At 31.3% G+C, this 13,999-nt stretch carries 15 protein-coding genes; all 15 read left to right on the top strand.

Going from position 1 to position 13,999, the window contains the following annotated elements; genetic code table 11:
* Positions 1 to 10 precede the first annotated feature (10 nt).
* The 15 genes from LOS86_RS03160 (at position 11) to LOS86_RS03230 (ending at position 13,990) form a co-directional block, all read left to right on the top strand.
* The gene (locus LOS86_RS03160; protein ID WP_231843199.1) at positions 11 to 250 is read left to right on the top strand and encodes a cytochrome C oxidase subunit IV family protein; all 240 of its coding nucleotides are present in this window, start codon (positions 11 to 13) and stop codon (positions 248 to 250) included.
* A 124-nt stretch (positions 251 to 374) separates the two neighbouring features.
* Entirely contained in the window at positions 375 to 1,538 is a 1,164-nt protein-coding gene (locus LOS86_RS03165) for a molybdopterin molybdotransferase MoeA (protein WP_231843200.1), read from the top strand.
* A 51-nt stretch (positions 1,539 to 1,589) separates the two neighbouring features.
* Complete coding sequence (locus tag LOS86_RS03170; RefSeq protein ID WP_231843201.1) at positions 1,590 to 1,922, top strand: winged helix-turn-helix domain-containing protein; 333 nt, start codon at positions 1,590 to 1,592, stop codon at positions 1,920 to 1,922.
* Positions 1,916 to 2,662, top strand: a complete 747-nt coding sequence (locus LOS86_RS03175) for a sulfite exporter TauE/SafE family protein (protein WP_231843202.1) — start codon at positions 1,916 to 1,918, stop codon at positions 2,660 to 2,662. Before LOS86_RS03170 ends, LOS86_RS03175 begins: the two co-directional genes overlap by 7 nt.
* Positions 2,662 to 3,228 carry a molybdenum cofactor guanylyltransferase gene (locus LOS86_RS03180; RefSeq protein ID WP_231843203.1) on the top strand — a complete coding sequence of 189 codons (567 nt, stop codon included), beginning with the start codon at positions 2,662 to 2,664 and terminating at the stop codon, positions 3,226 to 3,228. Before LOS86_RS03175 ends, LOS86_RS03180 begins: the two co-directional genes overlap by 1 nt.
* Positions 3,225 to 3,467, top strand: coding sequence for a MoaD/ThiS family protein (locus tag LOS86_RS03185; RefSeq protein ID WP_231843204.1), 243 nt, complete (start codon positions 3,225 to 3,227; stop codon positions 3,465 to 3,467). Before LOS86_RS03180 ends, LOS86_RS03185 begins: the two co-directional genes overlap by 4 nt.
* A 5-nt stretch (positions 3,468 to 3,472) precedes the next feature.
* The gene (locus LOS86_RS03190) at positions 3,473 to 4,540 is read left to right on the top strand and encodes a HesA/MoeB/ThiF family protein (RefSeq protein WP_231843205.1); all 1,068 of its coding nucleotides are present in this window, start codon (positions 3,473 to 3,475) and stop codon (positions 4,538 to 4,540) included.
* 2 nt (positions 4,541 to 4,542) lie between these two features.
* Positions 4,543 to 4,986: a molybdenum cofactor biosynthesis protein MoaE gene (locus LOS86_RS03195; protein WP_231843206.1), complete on the top strand. Its 444-nt coding sequence runs from the start codon at positions 4,543 to 4,545 to the stop codon at positions 4,984 to 4,986.
* Between the two features lie 2 nt (positions 4,987 to 4,988).
* A complete protein-coding gene (gene moaCB, locus LOS86_RS03200) occupies positions 4,989 to 5,906 on the top strand; it encodes a bifunctional molybdenum cofactor biosynthesis protein MoaC/MoaB (protein WP_231843207.1) in 918 nt (305 codons plus the stop codon).
* On the top strand, positions 5,893 to 6,897 hold the full coding sequence (gene moaA, locus LOS86_RS03205) for a GTP 3',8-cyclase MoaA (protein ID WP_231843208.1): 1,005 nt from the start codon (positions 5,893 to 5,895) through the stop codon (positions 6,895 to 6,897). Before moaCB ends, moaA begins: the two co-directional genes overlap by 14 nt.
* Before the next feature lie 94 nt (positions 6,898 to 6,991).
* Positions 6,992 to 8,467: an MFS transporter gene (locus tag LOS86_RS03210; protein WP_231843209.1), complete on the top strand. Its 1,476-nt coding sequence runs from the start codon at positions 6,992 to 6,994 to the stop codon at positions 8,465 to 8,467.
* A 39-nt stretch (positions 8,468 to 8,506) separates the two neighbouring features.
* Positions 8,507 to 10,099 carry a magnesium transporter MgtE N-terminal domain-containing protein gene (locus LOS86_RS03215; RefSeq protein ID WP_231843210.1) on the top strand — a complete coding sequence of 531 codons (1,593 nt, stop codon included), beginning with the start codon at positions 8,507 to 8,509 and terminating at the stop codon, positions 10,097 to 10,099.
* A gap of 23 nt (positions 10,100 to 10,122) precedes the next feature.
* Positions 10,123 to 11,166, top strand: coding sequence for an MFS transporter (locus LOS86_RS03220; protein ID WP_231843211.1), 1,044 nt, complete (start codon positions 10,123 to 10,125; stop codon positions 11,164 to 11,166).
* Between the two features lie 17 nt (positions 11,167 to 11,183).
* Positions 11,184 to 13,400: a molybdopterin oxidoreductase family protein gene (locus LOS86_RS03225; RefSeq protein WP_231843212.1), complete on the top strand. Its 2,217-nt coding sequence runs from the start codon at positions 11,184 to 11,186 to the stop codon at positions 13,398 to 13,400.
* A 17-nt stretch (positions 13,401 to 13,417) separates the two neighbouring features.
* Positions 13,418 to 13,990: a 4Fe-4S dicluster domain-containing protein gene (locus LOS86_RS03230; protein WP_231843213.1), complete on the top strand. Its 573-nt coding sequence runs from the start codon at positions 13,418 to 13,420 to the stop codon at positions 13,988 to 13,990.
* Positions 13,991 to 13,999 lie beyond the last annotated feature (9 nt).

A 13,999-nucleotide genomic window follows, 5' to 3' on the forward strand; every position in this document is an offset into this window, starting at 1 on the left:
ATGTTAGATTATGCGAGACACTATTTCTTCTACGTTTGTTTTGTTGTTGGCACTGACTATAATCGCTGCTTTTTTAGCATTAAATGTAAGTGCAGAAATTATGGCAATAACGGTTGTGACTTTAGCTTTAATTAAGTTTTGGTTAGTAGCTTTTCAGTTTATGGAATTAAAAAAAGCGCATTCTTTTTGGAAATATTTGATATTAGGTTTTGGTGGTTTAATGGGAATTATTTTAATGATTTTGCTCTAATTAATTTTATTAAAATTTGGAGTTGATTAATTATCTATGCTTAGTTATTTGAATTTTAAAAATTATATTTTTATTCTACTAAATACTATGTTACTTTTGTCGTATAAGATTAAATACATCCATTATGATAACTGTTGTTGAAGCATTGAATATTTTAAACAACATCTCAATTCGTAAGAGTGAAATTACGTTGCCACTTCATTTAGTAAATAATTATATTTTATCACAAGATGTTTTTTCGCCAATTAACATGCCTCCATTTAGACAATCTGCAATGGATGGTTTTGCTATCCAAACAGATGAAAATAATAGCTATAAAATAATTGGAGAAATTAAAGCAGGAGACACTGAAAATATTAAATTAAGTAAAGGTCAGTCGGTTAAAATATTTACAGGAGCTAAAGTTCCAGATGATGCTAATGCGGTTATTCAAATTGAAAAATGTTCGGTAAATGAGTCTATTCTCACTATAGAAATAGAACCTAAGATTAACCAAAATATTAGACCAATTGGCGAGCAAATTTTTATAAATGATATTGCACTGTCTAAAGACACACTTTTAAATCCAGCAGCTATAGGTTTTTTAGCAGGATTAGGAATTACAGAAGTTAAGGTGTACAAAAAACCGTCTGTAGGAATTATTGTAACAGGAAATGAATTAATTGAACCAGGGATTCCTTTGCCAGATGGTAAAATTTATGAAAGTAACGGTATAATGTTGCAAATGGCACTTTCTGAGTTAACTTCTGAAATACAAGTCTATAAAGTTTTTGATGAATATCAAGCAACAAAACAAGTAATAGAGAATGCTATTGCTATTCATGATGTTGTACTTATATCTGGTGGAATTTCAGTAGGGGATTACGATTTTGTTTACGACTCATTGCAGGTAATTGGGGTACAAACCCTTTTTTATAAAGTCAATCAAAAACCTGGTAAGCCATTGTTTGCAGGTACTTTTAATGATAAAGTTATTTTAGCTCTTCCAGGAAATCCTGCAGCAAGTTTAACTTGTTTTTATATTTATGTACATCCAATTCTAAAAAAAATAGCTGGAAATTCAAAGACGACTTCAACAGCAATAAAAGAATTATCTCATGATTTTGTAGTAGATAATCCACGAAGTCAGTTCCTAAAAGCTAATTATTTAGATGCTACAGTTTCAGTTTTATCTCACCAACAATCTTCTATGCTAAACACTTTTGCGCTTGCAAATTGCTTGATTTACCTTCCTGAAGGAAACTATGAACTAAAAAAAGGTTCAAAAGTTGATATTTATCATATTTAGGATCTTCAGTTTTTCGTTATATTTGTTAAAGTATAACGAAATAAGTTTATTTTGAAAATCAAAAGTAAAATTTGGATAGAGTCTAATAATGGAATTCTTTTAAGTGATGGGCGTGTGCAACTCCTTAAAATGATTGATGAAACAGGTTCTTTAAATAAAGCTTCAAAAGCGTTAAATATTTCATATCAAAAAGCTTGGCGCTTGCTAGATGAAGTAAATAAAACTACAAATCAGCCTTTAATTGAAACAAAAATTGGAGGAACAAAAGGTGGAGGAACGGTTTTAACACCTTATGGAAAATCACTTATTATTGTTTTTGATACAATAAATAAAGATTGCTGGGAATTTTTAGATAAACAATTAAAAAAGCATTCTTTATGTTAGGAACTGAAATTTTAAGTTCACCTTTATTATTTTTACTATTACCAATAGTTGCTTTTTTATATGCTAGTGTAGGACACGGTGGAGCAAGTGGTTATTTGGCTTTAATGAGCTTATTTGCTTTTCCAATTACGTTTATGAAGCCAACAGCTTTACTCTTAAATATTTTAGTTTCTGGAATTTCATTCTACTTTTATTATAGAGAGAAAAATTTTAAATGGAACTTATTTTATCCATTTGTTATAACATCAATTCCGTTCTCTTTTCTAGGAGGATTTTTATCAGTAGATACTAAAATTTATAAAATAATATTAGGAATTTTTTTAGTTTTTGCGGTATTTAGATTGTTAGGTTTTTTTGGAAAGGAAAAAACAACACTAAAAGAAATTAACATTCCATTTGCCTTGCTAATTGGAGCTATAATTGGGTTTTTATCGGGCTTAATTGGTATTGGAGGTGGAATTGTTTTGAGCCCTATTTTACTAATATTAGGCTGGGCAAACATGAAACAAACCGCTGCTGTATCTGCATTATTTATATTTGTAAATTCAATTTCGGGAATTGTTGGTTTTCTATCTAAAGGTAGTGAAATTCCAACCTCCTCATCTCTTTTAATAGGGATTGTATTTGTAGGAGGTTTTTTTGGAGCCTATTATGGGAGTAAAAAATTCAACACTTTAGTATTACGAAATGTGTTAGCCATAGTTTTAGGAATTGCAATACTTAAATTATATACCATCTAATGAGTGAAGTTTCAGCATACATATTAGCAGGTGGAAGAAGTTCTCGAATGGGTTCAGATAAAGGAATGTTGCTTTTAAATGAAACCGTTTTTATTGCTCATATAGTAAAAGCTTTACAAGAAGCTTCTATTCAAAATATTTCGATTGTATCTACAAATATGGCTTATGATTTTTTAAATTGTAATCGAATCGAAGATGTATATAAAGATAAAGGTCCTGTTGGCGGAATTTTTACCGCTTTATCGCATTCGAAAACAGAACAAAACATTATTTTAAGCGTAGATATTCCATTAATTTCTGCTGATGTTATAAAATGGTTACTTACTAATATCGATAAAGAGAAACAAATAACACAAGTAAAAGTAGTAGACAAAACCAGCCCTTTAATAGCTGTTTATAATAAAAGTGTAGTATCAATTTTTGAAGAGAATTTAAAAAAAGAACAATTAAAACTGAGAATGATAGTGGATGAAATTCAGCATCAAACTATTGAAGTTCCTGAAAAATGGTGTACTTTATTACAAAATATCAACACAAAAGAAGATTATAAAAATTTAATAAAATGACAGTGAAAATAAAATATTTCGGACTTATTGCTGATATCACCAAAAGAAACGAAGAACTATTTTCTTTGTCAGAATCAGTAATAACAACTGAAGAATTGATTTCGGATTTATATAAAATATATACCGAATTAAAAAATACATCCTTTGTAATTGCAGTTAATAAATCAATTGTAACTAGTGATTTAAAATTAAATAATAACGACATTATAGCCTTATTGCCTCCTTTTGCAGGCGGATAAAAAAAATGGAACATTCAAAACGATATTCACGACAACTGGATCTTTCAGAAATTGGGAGTCTTGGTCAGCAAAAATTACGAAACGCAAAAGTGTTAGTTATTGGTGCTGGTGGTTTAGGCTGTCCAGTTTTACAAATACTTGCAGCTGCTGGAGTTGGAACTTTAGGTATTGTGGATGGTGATGTTGTAGATGAAACAAATTTGCACCGACAATTATTGTATACTTTTGATGATTGTGGAGAAAATAAAGTAAATGCCGCAGCAAATGCTATTCATAAAATTAATTTTGAAATTAAAACGAATGTTTATCCTGATTTTGTAAATGAAAGTAACATTGCATTTATAACAAAAGATTATGATATTATTGTAGATTGTACCGATTCTATTGCAACACGTTATTTAATTAATGACATTTCGGTTTACATGAATAAACCTATGGTTTACGCTTCAATTCATAAATTTGAAGGTCAAATAAGTGTATTTAATTTTCAAAATGGTCCTTCGTATCGTTGTCTATTTCCTGAAAAAGAAATTGGAAATATTCCCAATTGTGTTACAACCGGTGTTTTAGGGGTTTTGCCAAATACACTTGGAATGTTGCAAGCTACCGAAGTGTTGAAAATAATTTTAGGAATAGGTTCTATTCTTTCGGGAAGATTACTAATTTACAATGCATTAGAGTTATCGTTTAACGAAATGGAATTTGTGAAAAATAAAACACAATTAGAAATTGGAATTGAAAAAGGAAAACAATTGTCTCAAAATAAAAAACAGAATTACGAGTTGGACAAAACTGCATTTTTAGAAAAATGTACCAACGAAAATTATATTATTATCGATTTAAGAGAGGTTCATGAACTCCCTAAATTAAAATACAAATCAATTCAAAATATTCCTTTTTCAGAAATTGAAAAACATCAAAATCAATTAGTAAAAAGTCAAAACATAGTCTTTTTTTGTCAAAGTGGCATACGCAGTAAAAAAGCAGTTGAACTATTGGTAAATAATGGTTATACAAACATTTATCATTTACAAAACGGAATTCAATCATTACATTTAGAAACAACAACATAAATATGGAAACAAAACCAATTAAAAAATCATTCGTTCAAGGTCCAATTTCTGCTGATTTTATTGGGAATTCAATTGCAAAACACCAAACAAAAACAAGTATTGGAGCACATAATATCTTTTTAGGGCAAGTTCGCGCCGATGAAATTGATGGAAAAACTGTTGTTGCGATTGACTATTCAGCTTATGAAGAAATGGCTGAACAAAAATTTCATGAAATTCGTGAAGCTGCATTTGAAAAATACGATTTAACATGTTTGCATATTTACCATAGTTTAGGACTAGTAAAAGCAGGTGAAATTTGCTTATTTGTATTTGTTTCGGCACCTAGAAGAAAAGTGGTTTATGATGCATTAAATTTTTTGGTTGAAGAAATAAAAGAAAAAGTAGCCATTTTTGGTAAAGAACTATTTGAAGATGAAACCTATACTTGGAAAAAAAATCAATAACTATGGTTGATATAACACATAAAATAAACACAAAAAGAGAAGCTGTTGCACAAGCAATTGTGAAAGTAGGAAGTTTAAAGACTATAGAAGCTATTCAAAATAAAACGGTTCCTAAAGGAGATGTAATTGAAGTTTCTAAAGTTGCTGGATTGTTTGCTGTAAAAAATACTTCTAATGCCATTCCAGATTGTCATCCATTGCCTATTGAATTCACTGCTGTTCATCATTATATTCAAGATGATTGCATATATATAGAAGTTTCGGTTAAAACCATTTACAAAACAGGTGTAGAGGTAGAGGCTATGCATGGCGCTTCTATTGTTGCTTTAACCATGTACGATATGTTAAAACCAATCGATAAAAATGTAGAAATTTCTAGTGTCAAGTTATTACATAAAAAAGGAGGTAAATCAGATTTTGGTAAAAATGAAAATCTAAATTTAAATGTAGCCGTTGTTGTCAGTTCCGATAGCGTTTCTAGTGGAAAAAAAGAAGATAAAGCTGGAAAAATAATAGGTTCAAAATTAAACACATTAGGTCTTGATGTTTCAGATTATATTATTGTTCCAGATGAAATTGAAACGTTACAAAATACGTTATTACAATTTTGTGCAGCCCAAAAGGATTTAATTATTATAACTGGAGGAACCGGATTGTCGCCAAGAGATACCACTCCAGAAGCTATAATTCCGTTATTAGACAGAAGAATTCCAGGTATTGAAGAAGCTATTCGTTCTTATGGGCAAGACAGAACACCTTACGCCATGCTTTCCAGAAGTGTAGTTGGATTTAAAGGTGATACTTTAATAATGGCACTTCCAGGATCTACAAGCGGTGCTTCAGAATCTATAGATGCGGTATTTCCATCTGTATTACATTTATTTAAGATAATCAAAGGATTTAATCATGACAAAAAATAAGGTTTTAATAGATTCTCACGGTAGAAACCACAATTATCTTCGAATTTCAATTACAGAAAATTGCAATCTAAGATGTACTTATTGTATGCCTGCCGAAGGAATTCAATTAACTCCTAAGAAACACTTGATGTCTGCCGATGAAATTATTGAAATAGCTTCAACTTTTGTTTCTCTTGGTGTAACAAAAATCCGCTTAACAGGTGGAGAGCCATTGGTACGTAAAGACGCGAAAGAAATTCTTCTGCGCCTTTCAAAATTAGAAACTGAATTGACTTTAACAACTAATGGATTATTTGTACATGATTATATTACAGTTTTTAAAGAAGCTGGCATCAAAGCACTAAATGTTAGTATAGATACGTTACAAAAAGATAAATTTGCTCAAATTACACGTCGTGATGAGTTTGATAAATTAGATGAAAATATTCGATTGTTATTAGCCGAAGGATTTATTGTTAAATTAAACGTTGTTTTAATAAAAGGATTTAACGAAAATGAGATTTTAGATTTTATTGATTTAACGAAAGATAAAAATCTTCAAATTCGTTTCATAGAATTTATGCCATTTGATGGTAATAATTGGGATAAGTCTAAATTAGTTAGTCAAGCTGAAATTTTACATACAATTCAGGAACTACATGCTAAAGAAGCTATTGAAAGATTAATAGATAAGCCAAATGATACCGCAAGAAACTATAAAATTAAAAACTATTGCGGTAGTTTTGCAATTATAAGTTCTGTGACCAATCCTTTTTGCAATACTTGTAATAGAATTAGATTAACTGCAGATGGAAAATTAAAGAACTGTTTGTTTTCTAATTCGGAAACCTCACTTTTAGAAGCCTTACGAAATGGAGATTCAATACTTCCTTTAATTGAAAAAAATATTTATTCAAAAAAAGGAATTCGTGCTGGCTTAGACGACCAAAATGCATTTGAAAACCCATTAGTTTTTAATAAAAACCGAAGTATGATTGCTATTGGTGGTTAGTATTATTGGTTTTTTAAATGAAATTATATGATATTTGTCATATAGGGACATTATTGTCTTTTATACTTTTACACAAGAATTAAAATGTAAGTTTATGAGCAGTTTGTCACAATCTCACAAAATATTATTTTTAAATACTTTAGCTTTTACTATTTGTTTCGCTTGTTGGACATTAAATGGCGTCTTGGTAACTTACTTGGTAGATAAAGGAATATTTAATTTTAGTGTTGTTGAAATAGGTTGGTTACTAGGAATTCCAATACTATCAGGTGCTATATTTAGATTGCCTGTAGGTATATTAACTGACAAATATGGTGGTAAAGTCGTGTTCTCATTTTTATTAATTTTATGTGCTATTCCGCTATTCCTATTAACATTTGCAAACTCTTTTTGGTCATTTGCTATTTTGAGTTTTCTTTTTGGATTAGTTGGAACTAGTTTTGCAGTTGGAATTGGTTACACTTCTGTTTGGTACCCAAAAGAGTGGCAAGGTAGAGCTTTAGGTATTTTCGGAATGGGAAATGCAGGAGCTGCAATTACTACTTTTATTGCACCCACACTTTTAAATAAATTCTCAGAGACTGACCCTGAAAATGGATGGAAAACATTGCCAATTATTTATGGAATTACTTTATTACTTATAGGATTGTTGTTCGTATTCTTTGCAAAAAATAAAAAAGTTGAAGCCTCTGGAAAAACAATTTCTCAATTGTTATTACCCTTAAAAAATAAAAGAGTTTGGCGTTTTGGTGTTTACTACTTTTTAGTTTTTGGTTGCTTTGTTGCTTATTCACAATGGTTGTTACCTAACTTTATGAATGTATATAGCACTTCGTTAGTAATGGGCGGAATGTTTGCTACTATGTTTAGTTTACCATCCGGAGTTATTAGAGCGTTTGGAGGCTATTTATCTGATAAGTTTGGAGCTAGAAAAGTTATGTACTGGGTATTAGGTTCTTCTGTTATAATAAGTTTTTTATTAATGTTTCCAAAAATGGAAATTATAACTGCTGGTCCCGGAGTATTGTCTGCTAAAAATGGAATTGTTTCTGAAATAAAAGGTTCACATATTGTTATAGATACAAAAGAATATGATATAAATATTAAAGATGTAACTGACGAAAAAGAAAGCAATATCTTACCCGTTAGCTCTTCTTGGCAAGAGATTGTTGTAAAACAAAATCAAGAAGTAAAGAAGAAAGAATTATTAGCAAAAGGAATAACCCAAATCAAATTCAGTGCGAATATGTGGGTGTATTTAATTTTAGTCATTTTAATAGGAATTGCTTGGGGTATTGGTAAAGCAGCTGTTTACAAACACATTCCTGAATATTTTCCAAACGAAGTAGGAGTAGTTGGTGGAATGGTAGGCTTAATTGGTGGTTTAGGAGGTTTCTTTGGTCCCATCATTTTTGGATATTTATTAAGCTCTACTGGATTATGGACAAGTTCTTGGATATTTATTTTTGTAATATCGCTAGCCTGTCTGATTTGGATGCACAATACCATTATTAGAATTTTAAGAATAAAATCTCCAGAATTTTCAAGAGATATAGAACACGATCATTAATAAAACAAACTAATTTATATTAAACATAAAACAATTACTATGGGAACTTGGCTAGAAAAATGGGAACCAGAAGAAGATAATTTTTGGAACCAAACAGGAAGTAAAATAGCATGGAAAACATTAACAATAACAACATTGTCGTTAATTTTGTCATTTGCGTCATGGTTTATGATGAGCGTTATTGTGGTAAAATTACCAGGTTTAGGTTTTAGTTTCGATAAAGATCAATTATTTTGGTTAGCCGCAATTCCAGGATTAGCTGCGGGTATTTTAAGAATAGTACATACGTTTATATTACCTATTTTCGGAACAAGACATGTAGTTGCATTTTCAACATTAATAAAATTAATCCCAGTTGTAGGAATTGGGTTTGCAGTTATGAATCCTACTACACCATTTTGGGTGTTTATGATTTTAGCTTTTACTACTGGCTTTGGTGGAGGCGATTTTTCTTCATTTATGCCAAGTACTAATATGTTCTTTCCAAAACGATTAAAAGGAACAGCACTTGGTGTTCAAGCAGGTATTGGAAATTTTGGTGTTTCTTTAGCGCAATTTGTAACTCCAATGGTTTTAAGTATCGCTTTATATGGAGCACCTTCTATGTTTACAAGTATAGATGCAAAAGAAGCGAAAGCAATTGTTGCTAGAACTACAGTAGAACAACAAGTTGCAATTTTTGAAAAAATCGAAGATAAAAAGCAAACAGCAATGCTTTCAAACGTGAAACCTAAAGTAATGGATTCTGTTAAAGCCGCTATTAGTTCAACTGATAATGTAAAAGTATTTGCTGCACTACCTTTAAAAGCTAGAGCAAAAATTATTGCTAATTCAAATCCTAAATTAGCTGAAAAAATATTAAACCAATTAGAACCAGACAATAAAGCCGTAACCAATAAAGAAATTTATATTCAATCGGCTGCATTTTGGTACATTCCATTATTAATTTTACTTTCAATAATTAGTTGGTTTTATTTAAGAAGTATCCCTATGAAGGCTTCTATAAAAGAACAAATGGATATTTTTAGTAACAAACACACTTGGTTTTGTACCGTAACTTATGTTATGACTTTTGGAACATTTGCTGGATTATCAGCAGCTTTTCCATTAATGATTAAATTCTTATATGGCGATTTTCCAAATGCTCCAGATCCGTTAGCTTATGCTTTTTATGGTCCACTTATTGGTTCAGCAAGTAGAGTTGTTTTCGGATTTGTGGCTGACAAAGTAGGAGGAGCTATTTTAACTACTATTACAGGTATTGGTATTTTAACAGGAGCAATAATTTTAGTAACTCAAGGATTGGTAGCGCCAACTAGTATGGACCAATTCCCAATGTTTGTAACAATTATTTTGTTGATGTTTTTGTTTACTGGAATTGGAAATGCTGGCACCTTTAGACAATATCCAATTATATTTTCTGAAAATCAAAGACAAGCTGCTGGAGTTATTGGATGGACAGCCGCAATTGCAGCCTTTGGACCTTTTATTTTTTCTAAATTAATTGGAAATAATATTAGTTCAAATGGAGGAGCAAACCAATTCTTTATAGGCTTAATTATTTTCACTATATTAGCTACAGTTATTAATTGGTATTATTATAATAGAAAAGGTTGTGAAAGACCTAGTTAATGATTAATTAGAAAAAAAGAGTCATGAATTATAACGTTAGAGCACTACTTTCTGCAACTTTTGCTTCGGTTTTAATGGTTGTATTAGTTTTTTTTGGTTCTAGAAATTTGCAAAATTTCGATGCTGCCTTAATTACTTATTTGTTTGGTACTGTATTTGCATTTTTTGGAATCGTATACAGAACAACTGTTTGGTTACAAAGACCTCCAACGTGGATGTATTTTAAACGAGGAATTCATTTTTTATTTACAGGAAAAGTTTTTTCTCATTTAGTTTTTGTCTCCAAAGAAGTGGTAGGTAATATTGCTTTACAAAAATTTATTTATCCAAGAGGAAAGTACCGTTGGTTAGCTCATTTTCTAATCGCTATAGGATGTACTTCGGCTTTTTTAATCACGATTCCTCTAACTTTTGGATGGATACATTTCACTTTAGCACCCAATTCTATAGAACTTTACGAAGCCCATGTTTTTGGTTTTCATATGTTCTCATTTAAACTAGGCTCAATAATAGCTTTTTTAACTTTTCATGCTTTAAATTGGTCTTCTTGGTTTGTTATCTTGGGCTCTTTATACTATTTAAGAAGACGTTTAACAAATCCTGGTTTAATAGCAACCCAAACTTTTGATGGAGATTTATTGCCATTAATTTTATTAATTGCTATTTCTGCTACGGGTCTTGGTCTTACCTATTCTTATCAATTTATGAAAGGCTTTGCTTTTGACTTTTTAGCAGTTTTACATGCAGTAACCGTTATTTTGTTTTTAATTTGGATTCCTTTCGGTAAATTTTTCCATATTATACAAAGACCTGCGCAAATTGGAGCTCACATCTATAAAATTGAAGGAAAAAAACTAAAAGGAATGGCAGTTTGTCCTCATACAGGTAAAGAATTCACTACGCAATTGCATGTAGACGATTTAAAAATTGTAACACGAAAATTAGGGTTCGACTTTTCTCAACAAGACGGAGGTTCGCATTTAGATTTAAGTCCAGAAGGGAAGCGTTCAAGAATTGCTCAAGCACATTTAAATGCTCGAAAAGATGGAGGCAATTTATTTGGTTAATTTAATATAAGAACAAAATGGCAAAATTACCAGTTTCAATAGATAAAATTATAGAACAATTTGGACCTAGTTTAAACTATGCTCCTAAAGATGGATTTACAGGTAGAGACGAACCAGATGAAGTTGTAAATACACATTGTTGCTTTTGCGGTATGCAATGTGGAATTAAATTATTAGTAAAAGAAAATAAAGTTGTAGGATTCGATCCATGGATGGAATTTCCTTTTAACGAGGGAAGATTGTGTCCAAAAGGGGTGCAACGTTATTTACAAAATAATCACCCTGATAGAATTTTAAATCCACTTCAACGAGTAGAAGGTAAAGGTTTTGAACCTATTTCTTGGGATAGTGCGATGGATAAAACTATCACAGAAATTAAAAGAATTCAAGAAAAATATGGAAAAGACGCCTTTTCCATGTTGTCTGGAGTTTCTTTAACTAACGAAAAAAGTTACTTAGTAGGCAAGTTTGCACGTGTAGCATTAAAAACCAAAAACCTGGACTATAATGGTCGTTTGTGTATGGTAAGTGCTGGAGCAGGAAATAAAAAAGCTTTTGGATTAGATAGAGCATCTAATAATTATTCGGATTTAGAGTATGCTGAGGTTATTATTGTCGCAGGTGCAAATATTAGTGAAACATTCCCAACATTAACACATTGGATTTGGAAAGCAAGAGATAGAGGTGCTAAACTAATTGTTATAGACCCACGTGTTATTCCTCTAGCTCGTACGGCTGATATTCATTTAGATGTGAAACCAGGAACCGATTCTGCTTTGTATGGTGCTATGCTAAAATATTTAGTTGATAATGACATGTTAGATCATGATTTTATTGATAATTATACTTCAGGTTTTCAAGATACAATAGACGCAGTTAAAGATTATACGCTTGAATGGGCTGAGGAAATAACCGGTATTCAAAAAGAAAAAATAAAAGCAGCAGCTGAATTATGGGGAAAAGCCAAAACATCATTCTTATTACACGCTCGTGGAATTGAACATCATTCAAAAGGTGTAGATAACGTTTTAGGCTGTATAAATTTAGTATTAGCTACAGGAAGAATAGGAAAACCTTATTGCGGATACGGAACTATTACAGGTCAAGGAAACGGACAAGGAGGAAGAGAACATGGTCATAAGTGTGATCAATTACCAGGTAACCGTGATATTGAAAACCCAGAACACAGAAAATATATTTCAGAAGTTTGGGGAATTGATGAAAAGGATTTGCCAGGAAAAGGACTTTCAGCCTACGAAATTATTGAGGCGATTCATCGTGGAGAAATAAAGGGGCTTTTGTCAATTTGTTTTAATCCATTAGTCTCTTTACCTAACAGTAATTATGTTAGAGAAGCATTAGAAAAATTAGAATATTACGTATGTATTGATTTCTTTTTAAATGAAACAGCAAGACATGCCGATATTATATTGGCAGGTTCATTACAAGAAGAAGAAGAAGGAACTACAACTTCTGCTGAAGGTAGAGTTATTAGAATTAGACAAGCAGTAACTCCTCCAGGAGATGCAAGAACAGATACTTCTATTATACTTGAATTAGCAGAAAGATTAGGTGTAAAAGATAAATTTACCTATGATAATAGTGAAACAATTTTTAATGAATTGAGAGTAGCTTCTAAAGGAGGAACAGCTGATTATTACGGTATTACTTATAAGAGAATCGAAGACAACATGGGTGTTTTTTGGCCATGTCCTTCCGAAGATCATCCAGGAACACCACGTTTATGGGAAGATAAAAAATTCAAAACACCCGACGGGAAAGCACATTTTAATCCAGCCCCTTATAAATTACCAGGAGAAGTTACAGATGAAGCATATCCAATTACTTTAACCACAGGTCGCGTAGTATCACAATATTTAAGTGGAACACAAACTAGACGTATAGGAAAATTAGTTGATCAATTTCCAGAACCTTTATTAGAAATTCATCCGGAAATGGCTGAAAAATATAACATAAAACAAAGAGAATTAGTTAAGGTTTCTACCCGTCGTGGAGAAGGTATTTTTCCAGCTAATATTGTTGAAACGATTAGGAAAGACACCGTTTTTATACCGTATCATTGGCCAGGTCAAAAATCAGCAAATTTATTAACACCAGGGACTCTAGACCCTATTTCTAAAATACCAGAATTTAAAGTGTCTGCATGTAAATTAGAGCCATTAAATGAAATTGCTCCACTTGGTACAGAATCAAAAGCCTACGCAAGCATTTAATTTATTAAAAAAATACTATGAGTAATTATACCACATTTAATAGAAACGAAGAGTTTTTTGTAGATATGCAACGTTGCATAGGATGTAAAGCTTGTGAAATGGCATGTGCAGAATGTGAAACGAATGGTCATGACTCTATGATACATGTAAATTACGTGGAGCGTTCTACTACTATTCAAACTACTGTTCAAGTTTGTATGCATTGTGAAGATCCTGTATGTGCAAATGTTTGCCCCGCCGATGCTATTTCAAAAGATGAATTTGGTATAGTTCATACTGCAAATACTGAACGTTGCATTGGATGTTCCAATTGTGTTATGGCATGTCCGTTTGGAGTTCCTAAGAAAATTGAAGAGTATGATTTAATGATGAAATGTACTATGTGTTATGATAGAACAAGCGTTGGAAAAAAACCAATGTGTGCTACAGTATGCCCAAGCGGCGCTTTGTTTTACGGTACTAAAGAAGAAATTAAAGAAATGAGACCAAACAGTTCACCAGTGAATACATTTGTATTTGGAAAAGAAGTAGTGAATACAAAAGTGAATATAATGATGCCAAAAGGTAGTACCGAATTAATTATTTATTAATGAATTTAT

This window comes from Flavobacterium cyclinae (assembly GCF_021172145.1).
GTDB classification, from domain to species: Bacteria; Bacteroidota; Bacteroidia; order Flavobacteriales; family Flavobacteriaceae; genus Flavobacterium; species Flavobacterium cyclinae.